Below are 19,719 nucleotides of genomic sequence, written 5' to 3' on the forward strand. Positions count from 1 at the left end.
CGCAGCCTAGGCGACAATGCGGGGCATGGAGACGCTGGGTTCGCGCGAGGTGTACGCCAACAACTGGATGAGTGTGCGGGAGGACGACGTCCGCCGCGCCGATGGTTCCGATGGCATCTACGGGGTGATCGACAAGCCGGACTACGCGCTGGTCATCCCACTGGACGGCAATCGGATACACCTCGTCGAGCAGTACCGCTACCCGCTCGGGCTGCGCCGCTGGGAGTTTCCGCAGGGCACGGCACCCGACCGGGCACACATGGCGGCCGACGAACTCGCGGTGCGCGAGCTGCGGGAGGAGACTGGTCTGAGCGCGGACAGCATGGTCGAGATCGGCCTGCTCGACGTCGCGCCAGGGCTGACCAGCCAGCGCGGCCGGGTGTTCCTGGCGACCAGGTTGAGCGAAGGTGAGCACGCGCGCGAACTGGAAGAGCAAGACATGCGCACGGCGTGGTTCACCCGATCGGATTTCGAAAAGCTGGTCAGCGAAGGCGAGATCACCGACGCGCAGTCGATCGCCGCCTACGCGCAGTTGCTCATGCACGAGCGAAGGGCGTAGCGCGATCCCACCCGTCAGGACGCAACCGGCGGCACCAGCCCGCGCAGCGGCTGCTGATGGCCCACCGGCGCCTGGCTCACTCCGGCCAGTCGGGCTTGCGCTTGTTCAGGAACGCCGCCATGCCCTCCCGCGCCGCGGCTGACTGTGAGGCCCGCGCCATCACGTCGAGCGCGACGTCGTAGGCCTCCTCCTCGGGCCGATCCAGCTGCGCGTAGAGCGTGCGCTTGCCGAGCGCCTTGCTCGCCCTGCTCCCCTGCGTCGCCCGTTCGAGCAGGTCAGCGATGGTGCTGTCCAGGTCGGCGTCCGGCACCACCCGGTTGACCAGTCCCCACTGCTCCGCGGTGCGCGCGTCGATCGGGTCGCCGGTGAGCGCCATCTCCATCAGCCGCTTGCGGCCGACCGATCGGGCTACCGGCACGGCGGGCGTGTGACAGAACCAGCCGCCCTTGCCACCGGGCAGGGCGAACCCGGCCGACTCCGTGGCTACCGCCAGGTCGCACGACGCGACCAGCTGACAGCCTGCCGCCGTCGCCAGCCCGTGCACCCGCGCGATCACCACCTGCGGCACCGACTGGATGGTGCGCATCAGCTCGGTGCACAGCTCAAGCAGCTCACGCACGCCGTCGAAGTCGCGTTCGGCGACATCACCGAAGTCGTGGCCCGCGGAGAACACCGGCCCCTCGCCCGCAAGCACGATCCCGGTCGCGTCGGTCTCACCCGCTTCGCTGAACGCATCAAGCAGTTCCGCGAGATGGTCCCAGGACAGCGAATTCCTGCGGGCGGCACGGTTCATCGTGATGGTCACCGTGTCGCCCTCGCGCTTGACGACGATGTGCTGGTAATCGGCCATGCATACCAAACTAACGCCGCCGCGGCTCCGAATCGAGTAATAGAAACCCAATCCGGCCCGGACGCAACGCCGTGTCGGAACTGACATCCACCAAACTGTCAGTCCCCGGGTTTACGATCACGACGAGAACCGGTTCCGTCGTGCGACATCAGAACAACGGCAACCGCCGGTAGCGGCGGAGATGGATGACGGAGATGGTCAGTGAGCAAGATCGCGAAGAGCTGGCTCAAGCAGCCGAGCTGCTGACGCACGTGATCGAGCGCCATCGGAGCGAAGACCTGCGCGCGATCAGCGTCTTCAACGCGGCATTGCAGGACATCCGCGTTGGCCAGCGCTATCTCGACGCCGACCGCAAGCACAGCGACGCCAACCAGCGCGACTGACGCGGATGCCACCGTCACCGGACCAGGCGACATGATGGGGGCATGAACGACACGGTGACGATCGCGGGCCGGTTTATCGGACCGCCCCGCTCAGCCAATGGTGGGTACGCGTGTGGCATCACCGCCCGTGCTCGCACGCACGGCACCGCACAGACCAGTCTGCGCGTACCACCCCCGGTCGAACGGCCGATGCGCGTCGAACTCAGCGAGGACTCCGCGGCCCTCTACGACGGCGACACCCTCGTCGCGCAGGCCAGCCCCGCGACGGTTGACATCGACCTGCCGACGCCGGTGACCCCGGCTGAGGCGAAGAACGCTGCCGAGGGCTTCGACCACGCCGCCTACCGGGCGATGCACTACTTCCCCACCTGTTTCACCTGCGGTCCCGATCGCGTCGAAGGTGACGGACTGCGGCTGTTTCCCGGCAAGGTGGACCGGCAGGAGCCGATGATCGCCTGGCCGTGGACGCCCGACCCGTCGTTGCCACGCGAGGACGGCGGTCTCGACCCGCTGATCTTGTGGGCCGCGCTGGACTGCCCGAGCGGGTGGGCCACCTACTACTCCCGCGACCCACACCCGCACGTGCTCGGTAGCCTCGCCACCCGCATCGAGCGGCTGCCCGAACCGGGTGAGCCGACGGTCACGGCAGGTTGGCCGATCTCCGATGACGGCAGGAAGGAACGTTCCGCGTCGGCGATTTGGTCCGCGGACGGCGAACTGCTGGCGGTCGGCGCGGCGACCTGGATCGCGTTGACCGAGGAGCAGTTCGCGCGGTTCCGTGTCGCGGTCAGCTAGTCCTCGGACGCGACTCGGTGGGGTGCCTCCGGCGGGGTTTGGTTTGTAGCCTGGCAGGATGCGCCGAGCGGAGCCACACCCGAGCGGACCCGATCTCGCGGGACTCGAATCCGATATCCCACCGCCCTGGCTCACGGAAAACGCCGTCACGGAACTCGTAGACGGCGCGCGGCTGCCGTTCGACGCGGGCGAGTACGCGGCTCGACTCGCCCGCGTACGCGAACGAATGGCGAACAGGGGCCTGGACGCGATGCTGGTGTTCCGGCCGTCCAGTGTGGAATACCTCTGCGGGTACCACACGGCGGAACGCCTGCCGCAGCCGTTGCTGGTGACCGAATCGGACGTCGTGCTGTACGTCCCCGATTTCGAGGTCGGCCGCGCGTTGGTCAGCAGCCGCGCGCCGACGGTACGGCACTTCCGGTATGCCTCCGCTCACGGCGCGCTCCGGCTGGTCACCGCCCATGTCTCTCGGCTCCTGCCACGGCGGGCACGCATAGCCGTCGAGCTGACGCCCCCGGTGACGCCGCCCCAGGTGCCGGACATGCTCCGGCATGACGACCTCGCCGTAGTCGACGGCGACTTCCTGGTCGAACGGGTCCGGCTGGTGCTGTCCGAGGCGGAAGTCCGATGCGTGGCGCGGGCCGCGATCGCGACACAACGCGGTGTCGAGGCAGCGGTCGAAGCGGCCCGTGAGCCGGCAGCGACGGACGCCTCGCTCGCTGCCGCCATCAGCGCGGCCCTGCTCCGAGACTCGAATTCCGCGTCAGCCTGGGGACCGACCGTGGCCACCGGCTCCCGCGCGGGTATCCCGCACTCCACCGTCGGCCACGTCCCGCTGAGCTCAGACTCGACGTTCGTGGAGTTCTCTGGCGCGCACCACCGCTACCACGCGCCGGTCATGCGCACCCTGTACCACTCGCGACCGTCGTCCTCGATCGAACGGCTGGCCGAACTCGCGACAACGGCACTGGCCGCTGTTATCGACACCGCACGGGCAGGCGTCACGTGCTCGGAGGTCGCCCAGCGAGCCGCATCGGCCATTGGCCCGTTGCCGAACGATGTCGTATTCCACGGACTCTTCGGCTACCCCGTCGGGCTCGCACACCCTCCCCATTGGATGGACGGGGCGCCGTTCGCCATCACCGTCGACAATCCCGAACCACTTGCGGAGGGCATGGTCTTCCACGTGCCCGCCTCGTTCCGCAAGTTCGGCGAGGCAGGCGTAGGACTCAGCCAGACCTTCGTCGTGGAATCCACCGGCGCCCGCGTACTGACCCACGGTGCGGCCGAGCCACTCGTAATGTGAGCCGCTGTGCCATGAGACCGTCTTGATGACGCTTACCCATCCGCCGTTCCGCTTGGTACCGCTCACTCCTCCTTGCCCCTGATCTCCGCGGCCACCGTGCGCAACGCGGCGAGTACCGCCGCGATCGGCGGATTGCGGCTGCTGCCCGCCCGCACCGCCACCGAGATGGTGCGCGACAACGCCGGTTCGGCGATCTCACGGACCTGGATGTGGGTCGAGATCGACTCCAGCGCGAGCCGGGGCACCAGCGACACCCCGAGACCCGCCTCCACCAGCGCGAAGATCACTGTGTAGTCGGAGCTGGTGTAGTCCAGTTCCGGCTCGAACCCGGCAAGTCCGCACGCCCGCTCCAGCATCACGCGCAGTTCGTTGTCCCGCTGCGCGGCGATCCACGGCTGCTCGGCCAACTCCCCCAGCGAGATCGGCCCGTCCGGCACTCGCACACTGGCGGGCAGCGCGGCGAGCAGTGGCTCGGTGAGCAGCTTCTCGGTCGTGACGCCGGGGACACGCACGCGCGGTAGCAGGTTGTACGAGTACACCAGCGCGACGTCGACGTCGCCCGCCTTGAGCGCGTCGATCGCGCCCGCTACGGGATCCTGCTCGGTCAGCCGCATCCGTAGGTCGGGATGCTCCGCGCGGCACCGCGCGATGGCGGCGGGGACCAGCGCCCGCGCCGCTGTGGGGAAGGCGGCGATGGTCAGCACGCCTCGCACCGTCGAGGACAGCTCGGCGACTCCGGCCTCGGCCGCCTCCAGGTCGGCGAGCACCCGTTCGGTGTGCGCGACAAGTACCCGCGCGGCCTCGGTCAGCACCAGTCGACGTCCGTCGCGGATCAGCAGCGGACTGCCGACCTCGCGCTCCAGCAACGTGAGCTGCTGCGAGACCGCCGACGGCGTCAGCGAGCACACCCGCGCGGTCGCGGCGATGGTGCCGTGCCGAGACAGTTCCCGCAGCAGCCGGAGCCTGCGCACTTCCAACATGTAGTAAATCTAATGGCTGCGGCAAGAGATCGTCGCTGGTTCTGATGGTCAGGTGGCCGCATCCTTGCGGTGTGAGCACCGACATGAACCTCGCGGCCAGCACCCAGGACGACGAGGCGCACGCCATCGCCCCTGACGTCAGGCACCGCCCTGGCGTCCCCGACGCCTGGCACTCCACCACCCCCGAACGCGCCGCCCGGCTCGCCGCGTTGCGGGCCCGGATGGCCGACGCGGACCTCGCCGTCGTCGCCCTCGCCAGCCCGGAGCGGATCTACTACCTCACCGGCCTGGACCATCTCGGTTACTTCGCCTTCACACTGCTACTCGTGCCCGTCGACGGCGAGCCGGTGATCGTCACCCGCGCGATGGAGCGGCCCACCATCGCCGCGCAGCTTCCCCACTGTCGGCATGTGACCTTCGCGGACGGCGACGACCCCGCGATGGCCGTCTCGGCGGTGCTGGACGAGTTCGCCGCCGACGGCGCGACCGTCGGCGTCGAGGCGAGCGCGTTGTTCTTCCCGCCCGCGATCCTCGCCCGGATCCGCGCCGCGACGCCGTGGCTGCGGCTGCGCGACACGGACGCGCTGCTCAGCGACGCCATGGCGGTGAAGTCCGCCGAGGAGATCACGCTGACCCGCCGCGCGGCGGGTGTCTCGGACGCCGCGATGACCGCCGGGATCGCCGCCGCCCGGCCCGGCGCTGGCGAACACGACGTCGCCGCCGCCGTACACCACGCGATGTACACGGCGGGCGGCCAGCAGCCGGGGTTCGCACCACTGATCCGGCCGTTGTCGCTGCTCGACCAGGAGCACGTCTCCTGGCAGCAACGCCCGCTCGTCGCGGGCACCGGACTGTTCCTCGAACTGTCCGGCTGCGTCGCGCGCTACCACGCCCCGCTGAGCAGGACCATCTACCTCGGCAGCCTGCCGGATGGCGCCGCCGAGGCACACGCCGCCGCGCTCGCCGGCCTGCACGCCGCCCGCGACGCGTTGCGTCCTGGAGTCACCACTGGCCAGGTCTACGCCCGGTGGCAGCACGCCGTCGCGGGATCGGACTCCCCCGCGTGGCCGCTGCGGCATCACTGCGGGTACCTGGTCGGCATCGGCTTCCCGCCCAGCTGGGTCGGCGGCGGCGAGGTGCTGGGAATCCGCTCCGGCGGCGAGACTCCGATCGCGGCGGGCATGACGTTCCATCTGATGTCGTGGGTGGCAGGCCACGTCGTCTCCGACACCGCGCTGGTCACCCCGCACGGCGCGGAACTGCTGACATCGACCCCCCGAGACCTGACGGTGGTGACCTGATGCGTATCACGAAGCTGCACGCGACGCCGGTGGCTGTGCCATTCCGCGCCGACGAGGTGTGGGCGTTCGGACGACGGCGCGGCCTGATCAGCGTGCTGCTCGAGGTCGAGACCGACGAGGGCGTCGTCGGCATCGGGGAGGCGGCGGCCTACCCGTCCGCGGACATCGTGCTCGCGGTGCTGCGCGGCCTCGAACCGCTGGTGATCGGTGAAGATCCGTTCGCCATCGAACGGCTGGTGCGCCGCATCGACCTTGTCGGCACCTGGCACCACGTCCGCGCCAGCAGCCCCGCGATCGCCGCCGTGGAGATGGCCTGCTGGGACATCGTCGGCAAGGCGTGCGGACAGCCGTTGGTGAACCTGTTCGGCGGCCGGTTCCGCGACGAGGTCGAGTCCTTCTACTACGTCGCGGCCGGCACGCCGGACGCCGTGGCGACGGAGGCGGCCCTGGCCACCAAGCACGGCTTCGCGACGTGCTACCTCAAGGTCGGTTCGGACGACCCGCACACCGACATCGCACGGGTGGAGGCGCTGCGCGACGGCGTCGGCTCGGACGCCAAGCTGCGGATCGACGCGAACGAGGCATGGTCGCCCGGTGAGGCAGTGCGCATGATCCGATCGCTGGAACGGTTCGACCTCGAGTTGATGGAACAGCCGGTATCAGGCCGGTGCCTCGATGAGATGGCCTACGTGCGCGGTCGCGTCGGCGTGCCGCTGCTGGCCAACGAGGCGAGCTGGACCCGCCACGACCAGCTCGCGGTGATCCGTGCTGGCGCCGCCGACGTGCTCTCCGCCGACAATCAGATGGACGGCGGCCTGCTCAACCTCAAGCGCTCGGCGGGCATCGCAGAGGCGGCGGGATTGACCGTGGTCAAGCACAGCCTGGGTGAGCTGGGTGTCGCACTGGCCGCTGCGACCCACGTGATCGCGGCGACGCCGAACTTCCGCCACGCCAACCAGGCCTACGGCGCGCTGCTCGCGGACGACGTCACCGTCGGCTTCGGCGGGGGTGTCGCGACCTACCGCAACGGCCACGTCCCCGTGCCGAGCGCGCCCGGCCTCGGCGTCGAGCTCGACCCCACGCGAGTCGAGCGTTACGCCGAGCTGTATCGCACCGACGGCGCGGCCTTCGCCTTCGGTGACCCGGACGCGTTGTCGGCATCCCACGCCCTGCCGAAGCGGTAACTCGATTCGAGCGGACCTTCGCGCCGCCACCAGGACTCCGGCGCCAACTCGATGGTGGTCAACAACGTTCACCAAGTGGCCAAGGGCGGGCCAGTCGGCGATGCTGTCCCAATAGGCATGGTCCATCACTATGATCAACTCGGGTAGGAACGTCATGCCAGGGTGGGCTGAATTCCGCGCGGCGGGTGCGCACCGTCAACGATTCACACGAGGGCCGCGCATCCCGGGCATTCCGCACGGCGTGTCGCCGCCATCAGCGCAGGTCAGGGCCCGCTGATTACAACCTTGCAAGAATCCTGTCCGTGTGAGTGATCAGTGCCTTAGGGTGTCGACAACTAAACGCGACTGAAACGAAGAGGAGGTCCCCCACATGTGGGCCATCCAGACCAGCAGGCTTCGTCGTCGTCTTGCCGCCCTCGTCGGAGCCGCCGCGCTGACGCTAGCCGGCTGCGGGGGCGACGGCGGGGGCAACGGCGACGGCGGCGGAGCCGGCGATGGCAGCGGGCTGCCGCCGAAAGACGCGCCGCTGACCATTGGCATCGCCAACGAGCAGCCCTACGGCTTCAAGAAGGGCGACGAGGTGACCGGCTTCTCGCCCGACGTCGCCCGAGCCGTGCTCAAGGAGATGGGCTACACCAACTTCAAGTTCGAGGTCGTCGATTTCGGCGCGCTGATCAAGAACCTCCAAGCGGAGAATTTCGACATTGTCGCGGCGGGTATGTATCTCACCCCCGATCGCATGAAGCAGGTCGCGTTCTCCGATCCGGACTACTGCATCGGCGAGTCGCTCGCTGTGGAGGAGGGCAACCCGCACGACATCGAGAACTACCAATCCATCGTCGACAACCCGGACCTCACGCTCGCCGTAGCCAGCGGCACCGTCGAGGTCGGGTACGCCGAGGACGCCGGCATCCCGGACGAGCAGCTGAAGACGTACTCCGGCATCGACCAGATGTACGCCGCGCTGGAAGCCGGTGAGGTCGATGCCGTGACGGGCACCGCGGCGACCGTCAAGTCGCAGGTCCAGGCCCGCAGCGGCATCGAGGCCGTGGAGTCGTTCATTCCGGAGGACAGCGTTCCGCCGTGCGGTGGCTATGCCTTCCGTCTCGAGGACCAGGAGTTCCGTGACGCGTTCAACGAGCAGCTGAACGAGTTCCGCGAGGACGGCACCACCACCGAGATCATCACCAAGTACGTGGACCAGAACGGCCCAACGGCTGAGGACGTGGCCAAGGCCAATGAGATGACCACGGCAGACTTCGAGGAAGCGCCCTAACAAGCGAGTCTCTTGCACTGTTTCCGGGGCCGGGCTGCCCGGCCCCGGAAACAGTCGGCCTGACATCGAGGTGATGCCGTGAGTATGAACGTGCCCAGCGACACCGGCGCCCCACCCGAGATCGAGCATCCTCGCACCAAGCTGGTGCTGGTGCTCGGCCTCCTCAGCATTCCGATCCCACTGCTAGGACCAGTCGCCTGGTGGATGGGAAATCAGGAGCTCCGCCAGCGGGATGACGACGACCGCGGGCAGCTGGTACTTGGCAGGACCATCGGCATGGTGATGAGCATTCTGCTGCTGGTCGTGCTCGGGCTACTCGTGACCCTGGCGGCAGTCGGCCAGGGCTGGTTGCTGACCGGCGGCCAATACCGGACCCTGATCAAAGCCTCGCTGGTGACGATCCAGATCCTGATCTACTCCTTCGCGCTCGGGATCGTGCTCTCTCTCGTCGTCGGGGTGGCACGCCTGTCCGATCATCGGTGGATCCGTGGCGCTGCCCTCGCGTTCGTGGAGTTCGCGCGGGGGATCTCGTCGATCATCCTGATCTTCATCATGGCTGTGGCCATCCCGATCTTGCTCGACGTCCCGCAGGCCTCGAAGATCCTGCTGGCCGCGATCGCACTCGGCATCAACATGGGCGGCTACGGCGCGGAGATCATTCGCGGCGCGATCCTGTCAGTGCCGAAGGGACAGGTTGAGGCCTCGCTGTCGCTGAACCTCACTCCGACGCAACGGCTACGCCACGTGATCCTGCCGCAGGCGATGACGGTCATTCTGCCGCCGATGGGCAATCTGACCATCGAGATCCTGAAGGGCACCGCACTGGTCAGCCTGGTCGGCGTCGCCGACATCATGCAGTCGGCGAACAACATCCGGCAGGAGCAGCTCTTCGCCCAGGAAGGAACCAAAGCGGTCCTGTTCCTCAATGTGCTTGTCCTCTACTTCATCCTTGCGCAGATCGTGAACGTGCTGTTCAAGCTGTGGGAACGGCGCGTGGAGAAGAGTTATGAGGGCGGCCGAACGCTGACACCGGACGAGCTGCCCGCCCATATTCGACATGCGACTCCTGGGGTGACCGGATGAGCGCCATCGACGACGCGGCCACCGAAGCCGCCGAAGCTCCCGAAGAGCGGGAGATCGAAGAGTACCGGCCGCACCGCAAGTGGTACCGGCGTGCGGACATCATGGTGCCGGTTCTGGTTCTCGTGGTGGTCTATGCGCTCCTCGTGGGCTACGTGGAGTCGCCGAACTTCTTCCGGACAAGGATGGAGGCCCCTGGCGGTCTCGTGAACTTCGACTGGATGTGGTTCTTCCACCTGATCCCGCTGATGCTGCAGGGTCTGCTGGTCACGATCAAGGGAGCCCTGCTGGGTTTCGCCGTCGCGGTGGTGCTTGGCTTCTTCCTCGCCCTCGGGCGGCGGGCGAAACTGCCCTTCGTCAGCTGGCCGACCATGGCGGTCATCGAATTCATCCGCTCCACGCCAGTGCTGGTGCAGCTGTTCTTCTGGCTGGCCTTGGAACGCGCCATCCCGGGACTCAACCTCAGTCCGATCGCGCTACTGATGGTCGGCCTTGGCGTCCACTACGCGACCTACTGCTCCGAGGCCTACCGTGCCGGCATCAATAGCGTTGACAAGGGCCAGTGGGAGGCGGCCACCGCACTCAACCTCAGTCCGGCCACCAAGTGGACCAGGGTCGTCATCCCGCAGGCCGTGCCCAACGTGCTGCCCGCGCTGGGCAACTACCTGGTCGCCGCATTCAAGGACGCGCCGATGGCCTTCGTCATCGGTGTCCATGGCGTGCTCTTCTTCGCCGACCAGGTGGCCGCCGAGACCTTCCGCGTGACAGAGCCATACCTGATCGCCGGTGCCGGCTTCCTGGTGGCGAGCCTTCCGGCCGCCTGGGCCGTCCGCCAGCTCGAAAGGAAGATCGCCTATGAGCGAATCTAAGACCATCTCGACGTTCGAGAGTGACTCCGGAACGGGGGCCGCTGGTGTCCGCTTCCACAGGGTCAACAAGGCGTTCGGCACCAATGTGGTGCTGCGCGATCTCGATCTCGACGTAGCGCCAGGAGAGCGCGTGGTCATCATCGGCCCCTCGGGATCGGGCAAGACCACGATCCTGCGGGTCACGATGACCCTCGAACGTCCCGACTCCGGCACCGTCCAGATCGGCGGCCGCCACCTCTACCACGAGCCACACGGTGACAAGCTGCGCCCGGCCAGTGAGAAACACATGAGCAAGGTGCGCTCCGACATCGGCATGGTGTTCCAGCACTTCAACCTGTTCCCGCACATGACGGCGCTGGAGAACATCATGCTCGCGCCCATGAAGGTGCACGGAAAAGCGCGCGACGAGGCGAGCGACACCGGCATGGAGCTTCTCAACAAGGTCGGGCTGGCCCACGCGGCCAACCAGACCCCCGGCCAGCTCTCCGGCGGTCAGAAGCAGCGGGTAGCCATCGCGCGGTCCCTTGCGTGCGAACCCCGTGTGATGCTCTTCGACGAGGTCACTTCGGCGCTCGACCCCGAGCTGGTCGGCGAGGTACTCAACGTGCTGCGCGACATCGCCCAGGAAGGCAACACCACGATGCTGCTGGTGACCCACGAGATGGCGTTCGCACGGGAAATGGCCGACCGTCTCCTGATGTTCGACAACGGGCAGGTCATCGAGTCCGGCCGACCCGCTGACGTCCTCGACCATCCCCAGAACCCACGCACCCAAGCGTTTCTCGGGGCGGTCAAGGCACACTGAGCATCCGACGGCGCCGCGCCGCTACCGCCCCGTCAGCCCACGCGCTTCCCGGACCACGGTCACGATCTCGGCCATGATCTCGGTCAGCTCATAGTCCTTCGGGGTGAACACCCGGGCGATGCCCCGTTCGGTGAGCGACGCGGCGTCGTCGGTCGGGATGATCCCGCCGACGATCACCGGCACGTCGCCCGCGCCCGCCGCACGCAGTCCGTCCACGACCTCGGGCACCACCTCGAGGTGCGAGCCGGACAGCACCGACAGCCCGACGACGTGCACGCCTTCCTGCACCGCCGCCGCGACGATCTGCTGCGGCGTGAGCCGGATGCCCTGGTAGATGACCTCGAACCCGGCGTCGCGTGCCCGCACCGCCACCTGCTCGGCGCCGTTGGAGTGCCCGTCGAGGCCCGGCTTGCCGACCAGCATCCGCAGCCGCTCGCCCAGCTCATCCCCGGTCGCGGCAACCCGCTCGCGCACCCGTGCCAGTTCGTCGCCGGAACCGCTGCTCGACGTCGCCGTCACGCCGGTGGGTGCGCGGTACTCGCCGAACACGTCACGCAGCGCACCGGCCCACTCCCCCGTCGTCACACCAGCCTTGGCACACGCGATCGTCGCCTCGAACAGGTTTTCCGAGGTGCCAGCGACGGTCTTGAGCTGCTCCAACGCAGCGGAGACGGCATCGTTGTCCCGCTCAGCGCGCCACTTCTCCAGCGCGGCGATAGCCTGCTTCTCCACCTCGGGGTCGACCGTCTCGATCGCCTGCGCACCCTCGGCTTGCAGCGGGCTCGGTTCGGTGGTGTCGAACTTGTTGACGCCGACGAGGACCCGCTCACCGGTCTCCACCTTGCGCCGGTACTCGCCGAGCGAGGACACCAACTCGGACTTCATGTAGCCGCTCTCCACGGCCGCGACCGCGCCACCGAGGTCCTGCACCCGCTCGATCTCGGCGCGGGCACCGTCGACGATCTCGTTCACCCGTGCCTCGACCACCGTCGAGCCCTCGAACAGGTCGCCGTACTCCAGCAGGTCGGTCTCGAACGCGAGCACCTGCTGCATCCGTAGCGCCCACTGCTGATCCCACGGCCTCGGCAGGCCAAGCGCCTCGTTCCACGCAGGCAGCTGGATCGCGCGCGCCCTGGCGTCACGAGACAACGTCACCGCGAGCATTTCAAGCACGATGCGTTGGACGTTGTTCTCCGGCTGCGCCTCGGTGAGCCCGAGCGAGTTCACCTGGACGCCGTAGCGGAACCGGCGTGCCTTGGCATCGGTGACGCCGTAACGATCGCGGGTGATCTCGTCCCAGAGCTGGACGAGGGCACGCATCTTGCACATTTCCTCGACGAACCGCACCCCGGCGTTGACGAAGAACGAGATGCGGGAGACGACGCGTGCCATGTCCTCCGCGGTGACCTGACCCGAGTCGCGCACCTCGTCCAGCACGGCGATCGCCGTGCTCATGGCGTACGCGACTTCCTGCGTCGGCGTCGCGCCCGCCTCCTGCAGGTGGTAGCTGCAGATGTTGATCGGGTTCCACTTCGGCACGTGGTGCACGGTCCACGCGATGACGTCCGTGGTCAGCCGCAGGCTAGGCCCTGGCGGGAAGATGTAGGTGCCTCGGGACAGGTATTCCTTGATGACGTCGTTCTGCGTCGTCCCCGTCAGCTGCGCCAGGACGTCGGCTATCGCGTCCTTATCGGCGCCGTGCTTTTCGCGCGCCTGCTCCTCTGCCACCGTCACGTACAGCGCGAGTAGCCACATCGCTGGCGCGTTGATCGTCATCGACGTGTTGGCCTCAGCCAGCGGGATACCGTCGAACAACTGGCGCATGTCGCCGATGTGGCTGATCGGCACGCCCACCTTGCCGACCTCACCGCGCGAAAGCGGGTGGTCGGCGTCGTAGCCGGTCTGCGTCGGGAGGTCGAAGGCAACCGACAGTCCCGTCTGCCCCTTGGCGAGGTTGCGACGGTAGAGCTCGTTGGACGCCGTCGCGGACGAGTGTCCGGCGTAGGTCCGCATCACCCAGGGGCGATCGCGCTCATTGTCGGCTGGGTACGGCATCTGTCGACCTCCGAGATTCCTGGCGTGCTTACCCCGATCTCATCAGAGTACTGGTCAGTAACCTCAGACCGCGAGGGCGCATTCACACCGTGTCCACACTGGCGCCCCGCGTATGTCACACCTACGAGAAATCCGTTGCGTACCCCGTTAGCGTGACTGCCATGGGTCCGACGTGGAGCGAGTACGGCAGTTACCTCGTGCTCGTCGTACTGCTGGTGATCGCACCCGGCCCCGACACCATGGTGATGCTGAAGAACTCGCTGTCCACCGGCGGCAAGGGCGGGCTCGCCAGCATCAGCGGTATCGCGACCGGCAACATCCTCAACGGCAGCGCCGCCGCGCTCGGGCTCGGCGCGCTGGTCGCGCAGTCACAGACGTTGTTCACGGTGCTGCGCTGGTTCGGCGTCATCTATCTCTGTTTCCTCGGCCTGCAGGCACTGCGCGCGGCATGGCGCGGCGCGTACAACGGCGAGGTCGGGGCGGCCAGGGGCATTGGCGGGTTTCGCTGCTTCCGCGAGGGCTTCCTGTCCAACGTCACCAACCCGAAGGTACTTGTGATGTACCTGTCGGTATTGCCACAGTTCATCGACCCGGCACAGACCTCGATGGCTGAGGCGCTGCTGCTGGCGAACACCGTCGGCGTGCTCGGCGCGGCCTGGCTACTGCTCCTGCTGGTCGTGGTGCAGCGTGCTCGGGTGTGGCTCAACCGCCGTCGCGTCCGCAGGGCCATGGACGCACTGACCGGCACCGCGCTCGTCGGCTTCGGGGCCGCATTGGCGTCCTGAGTCGACGTCGACTCAGGCACAGCGGCTCCTCCCTGCGGACCAGCCCGCCGTTCTTCGCCTGCGCGCCAGTCTCACCCACAGCGCCCGACTGGCCTCCAGCGCCAGGCACCGCTCGTTCCACGCGCTCGGCTCGCGCGACGCTCCCAGCCTCACTCAGACGTCGCCGTGCGTCCTCAACCTCGCTCGGTGACCGACGACACCCGCTCGATGTGCCCGCCGAGGCGGTTCAGGTTCTCCACGAAGTACGGGTAGCCGCGGTCGATGTGGAAGACGTCCCACACCTCGGTGATGCCCTCGGCGCACAGTCCGGCCAGCACCAGGCCCGCGCCCGCGCGGATGTCGGAGGCCCACACCGGTGCGCTGGACAGCTTTTCCACGCCGCGCACGACGGCGTGGTGGCCGTCGGTGCGGGCATCCGCCCCGAGACGCACCATCTCGTCGATGAACCGGAACCGCGCCTCGTAGACGTTCTCGGTGATCATGGACGTGCCATCGGAGATCGCGCTGAGCGCGACGGCGAACGGCTGCAGGTCGGTGGCGAACCCGGGATACGGCAGCGTGACGAAGTCGACCGCGATCGGCCGATCGTGCTGCACGATGCGGAAGCCCTGGTCCTCGGAGTCGTTGAAGGTCGTGATCTCCGCGCCCGCCAGGCGCAGCTTCTCAAGGACGAGGTCGAGATGGTGCGGGTCGACGCCGCGCACGGTGATATCGCCGCGCGTGGTGGCTGCGGCGAACGCCCAGGTCGCGCCGACGATCCGGTCACCGATCACGCGGTGCGTCGTCGGCCGCAGTTCGTCGACCCCGTGCACGGTCAACGTGGACGTCCCCGCACCCTCGATGTGCGCGCCCATCTGCTGCAGCATCCGGCAGAGGTCGATGATTTCCGGCTCGCGCGCGGCGTTGTCGATGACCGTGGTGCCTTTGGCCAGCACGGCGGCCATCAGGATGTTCTCCGTGGCGCCCACGCTGGGGAAGTCGAGCCAGATCTGCGCACCGTGCAGACCGTCCGCCTCCGCGACGACGCAGCCGTGCGCGATCTCGCTGGTCGCGCCGAGCTTGCGCAGGCCGTTCTGGTGCATGTCCAGCGGCCGGGAGCCGATCGCGTCCCCGCCTGGCAGCGCGACAACGGCGCGCTTCAGCCGCCCGACCAGCGGTCCAAGCACGCACACTGACGCCCGGAGCTTGCCCATCGCAGACGTGTCAGCATGGTGCGACAGCTCGGCAGGCGTGGTGATGGTGACGAGGTCACCATCGATGGCGACCTCGCAACCGACACTGCGCAGGACGTCAGCCATCAACGGAACGTCGAGGATCGTCGGGCAGTTGGTGATGGTCGTGGTGCCCTCGGCGAGCAGTGCGGCAGCCATGAGCTTGAGCACGCTGTTCTTCGCGCCTACCACTGCTACCTCGCCTGTGAGGCGAGCTCCGCCATAGACGTCGAAGTGCTCTGTCATGTGAGCGTTGTCCCTCTCGTCGACCTGCTGAGTTGCTGCACAGTGCGGATTGGGCTTGGCGAGTACGCATCCGGTCAAACGCCGGGGCAATCGTAAGCGAGACCAGCTTGCGCGCCTCGGCTGCGGTGCGCGAGCACACCCCGGCCGCAATCCGATTAAGGTGCGGGTATGGCTGTTCGGATCAATCGGGTATACACCAAGGTGGGTGACAGCGGTACGACGGCCCTCGGTGACGGGTCTCGTGTCCCGAAGTCTTCACCTCGCATCGGCGCCTACGCGGACGTCGACGAAACCAACGCGGCTCTCGGCGTCGCAATCGCGCTCGGCGAGCTTCCCGACGAGCTTACCCAGGTGCTGCTCGCGGTGCAGAACGACCTGTTCGACGTCGGCGCTGACCTGTGTGCTCCAGTTGTCGACGATCCGCCGTACCCGCCCCTCAGAGTGACCGAGGAGTACGTCGAACGCCTTGAGGGCTGGTGTGACGAGTTCAACGAACGGCTGCCGAAGCTCACGTCGTTTATCCTTCCGGGTGGCACGCGAGGTGCCGCTCTGCTGCACAATGCCCGCACGATCGCGCGCCGCGCCGAGCGATCCGGGTGGCAACTCATGGAGGACGACGGCGACCGCACGAACGTGCTCGCGGTGCGGTACCTGAACCGGCTATCAGACCTGCTGTTCATCCTCGCGCGCGCGGCGAATCCGGACGGGGACGTGCTCTGGCAGCCAGGCGGTGGCCGGTAGGTCGGTGGAGCGCTGGCACGAGACGACTTGGCTCGGCGCCCACAATCGGCGGCGTGGCCGCCGTTGGCGGCGTGCCTGCTGTTGGCGGCTCGACGCCAGACTCGCGACCACGACGGGCCGCCAGCGCTCCTCCAGACGACGTCGTGGAGCGAACCGCTCACATCGATCTGGGCGCTGCTTGCTGCCATGACTTCCCTCGGAATTAGAAGGGTGGTGGTTCTGGGTCGCTCGGCGGCGCTGGTTCCACGTCGGGTGGTGGTTCGGGTTCGGCGATGCGGGGTGTGCGGGGTCGGTATGTGCGGCCGGTCGGGGTGGTGATGGTCAGCGTGTCCCCGTTGAATTCGAAGTGCCAGCCCGGCCGATCCTTCAATCGGTGGTGGCGGCGACACAGGCAGGCCAGGAGCTTCGCGTCGGTGGTGCCATGACGGTGCCACTCGATGCTGTGGTCGGTATCGCAACGCCGAGCAGGCCGATTACACCCCGGCACCAAACACCGGCGATCCCGCGCACGCACATAGTCACCCAACTGTGCGGGTGGTTTGTAGCGGCGACGCCCCATCTCCAATAACTGTCCCGTCGGCGGGTCGGTGAGGAGACGCCGCCACGTGCACGTCGGATCAGCCGCCATCTCACGGGCGATCTCAGCCGGAATCGGCCCATACCCCTCCAGATCACCCGGCAGATCCCGTACCCCGAGCAGCGTCGTCACCGGCACCGTCACCTGAATCTGCACCCGCCGGTAGCTCTGCCGCGTACCCAGCAGCAACTCGGTGAACACATCAGCACGGATCGCATCCAAACTGCGCTCATCACGACGCGTCTTGTTCGACTTCGCGATCGCATCAATCCGCCCATAGATCGCCGCCGCGGTCTCAGCGGGCAGATAGGCACACAAATCCGCCATCCCATTCTCGGTAAACCGCAACTCCACCCTGCGGTCTTCGCGGCAGCGCCGCACCCGCTCGGCCGCACCCTCCGGATCCAGCTTGTCCACCCTGTAACGAGCAGAGCGTTGGATCGCAGCACCATCCCGACCGTCCAGGAGTGGTTCCATCGCGGCATCGAGTTGGTCGGCGTGCTCATCGGAAAGCAACGCACCCGCCTCCACCACCTTCGCCGCCTTGTAGGCGTCCACATCACCACGCTCCAACGACCCCAACAACCGCGGAAACCGGCACGTCACCTGCGTAGCCAACTCGATCTGCCGATCAGCCTGGTGCTGCCCCACCGCTAAGGCGAGCCCGACCTCGTCCGCGGTCTCGCGCTCACAACCCCGCCGCGCCCGCAGTTCGGCGACCGCCTTGAGTTGCACGGCCTGCACCTGTCCGAGCAGACGCTGCGAGAGCTTCGCGACCTCCACGAGAGCGTCCGCGTCGAACTCCGCCCACTCGACGTCACCAAGGCACAACACGTCCTCAGGGACAGACAGGCTCTCAGCGGATTCGCCCTCGCCCACGGACGCGGACGCGGACGCACCGCTGCCTCCCGGCACGGCCTCACTCTCGAAATTCGGCCCGCCATCAGGCTCACCCTCGAACTCATCCCCATGATTCGACTCTGGCGCCGACATCGGCCACACCCCCTAGCGCGCGACGACAAAAGACCCGTCATCCCGCGCCCCCAGAAGAGGCCCACATCACGACACTACTCGAACTGACATTCGACGCCAAGGAGTACGGCGTCACCCACACAGGTAAGCCCGTCGGCACCGCCAAACCGCAGCATGCCGCGTCCTATCGAACCAGCGTGGAATGCCAATCGGCCCAGCACACGCGGCGGCTACTGCGCGATACACCGTCCAGAACGGGGGACACAACGTCCCGAGTGCAGGACACGACGCCCCGAGTGCAGGACACGACGTCCGGAGCGCAGGACACGACGCATGTCGGCCGCGAGCCCGGAGGTCAGGGCTTGGTGACCGTCAACACGCGGAATGGGGTGCCTTGCATGCAGTAGGACATGACGTCCTTCTCGACATAGCCGGTCACGGTGACCTTGTCGCCAGGCTTGATGCGGTCCTGGTCATCAAGGAGCAGGTACAGCGTTCCGCTGTCACGCAGAACAATGCAGCCCGCCTCGACACCGGCGCGAGCGGTGCCGCTCAGGGTCATGCGATCACCACCGGGCTTCGAAGGCTCCGGCGAGGTGTCGGAAGTGGGTGCGGGCGTCGGTGCGGCGGACGTGTCAGAAGGCGCACCAGACGGCGCTGACGACGTCTCTGAGGGGGCGCTGGAAGGCGCTGCGGACGACGTCTCCGACGACGGGGTCGTGGTTGGCGTTGCGGTCACCTCAGCGCCGCCCTGCCCGGCGCAGCCCGCGAGCACCATAGCCAGCAGCAAGGCGAGCGCCGCCCCAACCGCAGCCACTGGTCGCCTTGCCGGACCACGCGCATCACGCCAAGCACCTGAACCGCTCGAAGTGCTCGACATACCGGAAGTCACCGACATTCCTGGCCCCCTAGCTCGCGCGTCGCACCTGACGTCCTGGTGGCGCTGACTCAAGCCAGGAGAGAAACCCCGTGAGGGCACCGGTCGCCATGGCGACCTCGATCGAGTCTCCCCGACTCGACTCACAACGCAACACCGATGCGCCCGATGGTAGCGCGTACACCTCGGCGCCAGCAGGCTCACGACGCTGGGCGATGTGCAATCCCTCGCGATACAACACCCGATCGGGGCCCCGCCGGAGGCTCAGCACCCGAAACCACACGAACCGCTCACCCTGGTAACGGCCAATACCGAGATGCCAGCCGAGGTCGGCCTGATCGTCGTTCCAACGGAGGGCGACATTGATGCCGCCCGCGCGGAGTACGCGACGCCAGCGCAGTGCGATCCACGCCAGTACAGCCGCGATCGCGGTCAGGAGCCCGATGACCACCAGGGTGATTTCCATGGCCCAGCTCCTGCCCGCCGCGCGCTCAGGCCGACTGTCCCGCGGCGCGCAATCGCGCGCCCGCTCTCGCGCGCTCGTCCTCGTCGCCTTGAGTCAGCGCCGCCTTGGCCGCCGCTATGTCGATCTCCTCGCCGAGCTCCGCGGTCTCCGCGAGCACGCTGACCGTGTCTCCCGTGACGGAGAGGAAGCCACCGTGGACCGCTGCTCCGACGTGCCCGTCGTCCGCCGTCGTGATCATGACGACTCCGCCTTCGACAAGCTGGCCGAGCATCGGTTCATGACCAGGCAGGACACCGATCTCGCCCTCCGTGGTCTGGGCGATGACGTACTTCGCCTTGCCCGACCACAGCCTGCGCTCCACGGCGACCAGCTCGACGGTCATCTCAGCCACGTGGTTGCTC

General features: G+C 67.6%; 21 protein-coding genes. 13 read left to right on the forward strand and 8 right to left on the reverse strand.

All coding sequences use genetic code 11. The features are described 5' to 3' along the window. Window positions 1–25: 25 nt before the first annotated feature. A complete protein-coding gene (locus tag AMYHA_RS22090; RefSeq protein WP_034274185.1) occupies window positions 26–559 on the forward strand; it encodes an NUDIX domain-containing protein in 534 nt (177 codons plus the stop codon). Window positions 560–635: 76 nt separating this feature from the next. On the opposite strand, the gene AMYHA_RS22095 is transcribed toward AMYHA_RS22090, so the two are convergent. Next, a complete protein-coding gene (locus tag AMYHA_RS22095; RefSeq protein ID WP_034274188.1) occupies window positions 636–1,409 on the reverse strand; it encodes an enoyl-CoA hydratase-related protein in 774 nt (257 codons plus the stop codon). Window positions 1,410–1,594: 185 nt separating this feature from the next. Between AMYHA_RS22095 and AMYHA_RS22100 the strand changes: the two genes are divergently transcribed. From AMYHA_RS22100 to AMYHA_RS22110, 3 genes are read left to right on the forward strand one after another with little or no spacing between them, the layout of a single operon-like run. Next, window positions 1,595–1,792, forward strand: a complete 198-nt coding sequence (locus AMYHA_RS22100) for a hypothetical protein (RefSeq protein ID WP_157362305.1) — start codon at window positions 1,595–1,597, stop codon at window positions 1,790–1,792. Between the two features lie 42 nt (window positions 1,793–1,834). Then, window positions 1,835–2,587, forward strand: a complete 753-nt coding sequence (locus AMYHA_RS22105) for a hypothetical protein (RefSeq protein ID WP_034274196.1) — start codon at window positions 1,835–1,837, stop codon at window positions 2,585–2,587. 58 nt (window positions 2,588–2,645) lie between these two features. Continuing rightward, window positions 2,646–3,893, forward strand: coding sequence for a M24 family metallopeptidase (locus tag AMYHA_RS22110; RefSeq protein ID WP_034274199.1), 1,248 nt, complete (start codon window positions 2,646–2,648; stop codon window positions 3,891–3,893). A 62-nt stretch (window positions 3,894–3,955) separates the two neighbouring features. Here the strand turns inward: AMYHA_RS22110 and AMYHA_RS22115 are convergent, their stop codons facing one another. Then, the gene (locus AMYHA_RS22115) at window positions 3,956–4,873 is read right to left on the reverse strand and encodes a LysR substrate-binding domain-containing protein (RefSeq protein WP_034274201.1); all 918 of its coding nucleotides are present in this window, start codon (window positions 4,871–4,873) and stop codon (window positions 3,956–3,958) included. A 71-nt stretch (window positions 4,874–4,944) separates the two neighbouring features. On the opposite strand from AMYHA_RS22115, the gene AMYHA_RS22120 reads away from it, so the two are divergent. The 6 genes from AMYHA_RS22120 to ehuA all read left to right on the forward strand — a co-directional run bounded on the left by AMYHA_RS22120 (window position 4,945) and on the right by ehuA (window position 11,388). Further along, window positions 4,945–6,174, forward strand: a complete 1,230-nt coding sequence (locus AMYHA_RS22120; protein WP_051400181.1) for a M24 family metallopeptidase — start codon at window positions 4,945–4,947, stop codon at window positions 6,172–6,174. Continuing rightward, window positions 6,174–7,358, forward strand: a complete 1,185-nt coding sequence (locus AMYHA_RS22125; RefSeq protein ID WP_034274204.1) for a mandelate racemase/muconate lactonizing enzyme family protein — start codon at window positions 6,174–6,176, stop codon at window positions 7,356–7,358. Before AMYHA_RS22120 ends, AMYHA_RS22125 begins: the two co-directional genes overlap by 1 nt. 370 nt (window positions 7,359–7,728) lie before the next feature. Continuing rightward, complete coding sequence (gene ehuB / locus AMYHA_RS22130) at window positions 7,729–8,634, forward strand: ectoine/hydroxyectoine ABC transporter substrate-binding protein EhuB (protein WP_051400182.1); 906 nt, start codon at window positions 7,729–7,731, stop codon at window positions 8,632–8,634. A gap of 84 nt (window positions 8,635–8,718) precedes the next feature. Continuing rightward, on the forward strand, window positions 8,719–9,717 hold the full coding sequence (locus tag AMYHA_RS22135; protein WP_051400183.1) for an amino acid ABC transporter permease: 999 nt from the start codon (window positions 8,719–8,721) through the stop codon (window positions 9,715–9,717). Beyond that, window positions 9,714–10,583 carry an ectoine/hydroxyectoine ABC transporter permease subunit EhuD gene (ehuD, locus tag AMYHA_RS22140; protein WP_231104860.1) on the forward strand — a complete coding sequence of 290 codons (870 nt, stop codon included), beginning with the start codon at window positions 9,714–9,716 and terminating at the stop codon, window positions 10,581–10,583. The genes AMYHA_RS22135 and ehuD overlap by 4 nt, the downstream gene beginning before the upstream one ends. Then, window positions 10,570–11,388: an ectoine/hydroxyectoine ABC transporter ATP-binding protein EhuA gene (gene ehuA / locus AMYHA_RS22145; protein ID WP_034274206.1), complete on the forward strand. Its 819-nt coding sequence runs from the start codon at window positions 10,570–10,572 to the stop codon at window positions 11,386–11,388. The genes ehuD and ehuA overlap by 14 nt, the downstream gene beginning before the upstream one ends. Before the next feature lie 21 nt (window positions 11,389–11,409). Here the strand turns inward: ehuA and AMYHA_RS22150 are convergent, their stop codons facing one another. Continuing rightward, complete coding sequence (locus AMYHA_RS22150; RefSeq protein WP_084037436.1) at window positions 11,410–13,443, reverse strand: protein meaA; 2,034 nt, start codon at window positions 13,441–13,443, stop codon at window positions 11,410–11,412. Between the two features lie 161 nt (window positions 13,444–13,604). Here AMYHA_RS22150 and AMYHA_RS22155 point away from each other — a divergent pair, with 161 nt between their 5' ends. Beyond that, on the forward strand, window positions 13,605–14,228 hold the full coding sequence (locus AMYHA_RS22155; protein ID WP_034274208.1) for a LysE family translocator: 624 nt from the start codon (window positions 13,605–13,607) through the stop codon (window positions 14,226–14,228). Between the two features lie 173 nt (window positions 14,229–14,401). Here AMYHA_RS22155 and murA read toward each other — a convergent pair whose 3' ends face one another. Continuing rightward, window positions 14,402–15,685, reverse strand: a complete 1,284-nt coding sequence (gene murA, locus AMYHA_RS22160; protein ID WP_034274211.1) for a UDP-N-acetylglucosamine 1-carboxyvinyltransferase — start codon at window positions 15,683–15,685, stop codon at window positions 14,402–14,404. Window positions 15,686–15,853: 168 nt separating this feature from the next. Between murA and AMYHA_RS22165 the strand changes: the two genes are divergently transcribed. After that, a complete protein-coding gene (locus AMYHA_RS22165; RefSeq protein WP_034274214.1) occupies window positions 15,854–16,426 on the forward strand; it encodes a cob(I)yrinic acid a,c-diamide adenosyltransferase in 573 nt (190 codons plus the stop codon). A 202-nt stretch (window positions 16,427–16,628) separates the two neighbouring features. On the opposite strand, the gene AMYHA_RS22170 is transcribed toward AMYHA_RS22165, so the two are convergent. Next, a complete protein-coding gene (locus AMYHA_RS22170) occupies window positions 16,629–17,996 on the reverse strand; it encodes an HNH endonuclease signature motif containing protein (RefSeq protein WP_157362309.1) in 1,368 nt (455 codons plus the stop codon). Window positions 17,997–18,330: 334 nt separating this feature from the next. After that, the gene (locus tag AMYHA_RS22175; RefSeq protein ID WP_051400185.1) at window positions 18,331–18,537 is read right to left on the reverse strand and encodes a hypothetical protein; all 207 of its coding nucleotides are present in this window, start codon (window positions 18,535–18,537) and stop codon (window positions 18,331–18,333) included. Between AMYHA_RS22175 and AMYHA_RS27210 the strand changes: the two genes are divergently transcribed. Then, entirely contained in the window at window positions 18,536–18,922 is a 387-nt protein-coding gene (locus tag AMYHA_RS27210; protein WP_157362311.1) for a hypothetical protein, read from the forward strand. The two genes, AMYHA_RS22175 and AMYHA_RS27210, sit on opposite strands and share 2 nt — an antisense overlap. Here AMYHA_RS27210 and AMYHA_RS22180 read toward each other — a convergent pair. Together AMYHA_RS22180 and AMYHA_RS22185 are read right to left on the reverse strand one after the other, a co-directional pair. Continuing rightward, entirely contained in the window at window positions 18,884–19,318 is a 435-nt protein-coding gene (locus AMYHA_RS22180) for a DUF2550 domain-containing protein (protein ID WP_034274216.1), read from the reverse strand. The two genes, AMYHA_RS27210 and AMYHA_RS22180, sit on opposite strands and share 39 nt — an antisense overlap. Before the next feature lie 25 nt (window positions 19,319–19,343). Then, window positions 19,344–19,709: a F0F1 ATP synthase subunit epsilon gene (locus AMYHA_RS22185; protein WP_034274218.1), complete on the reverse strand. Its 366-nt coding sequence runs from the start codon at window positions 19,707–19,709 to the stop codon at window positions 19,344–19,346. Window positions 19,710–19,719: the final 10 nt, after the last annotated feature.

Origin of the sequence: Haloechinothrix halophila YIM 93223 (genome assembly GCF_000504245.1) — a bacterium.
Taxonomy (GTDB): Bacteria; Actinomycetota; Actinomycetes; order Mycobacteriales; family Pseudonocardiaceae; genus Haloechinothrix_A; species Haloechinothrix_A halophila.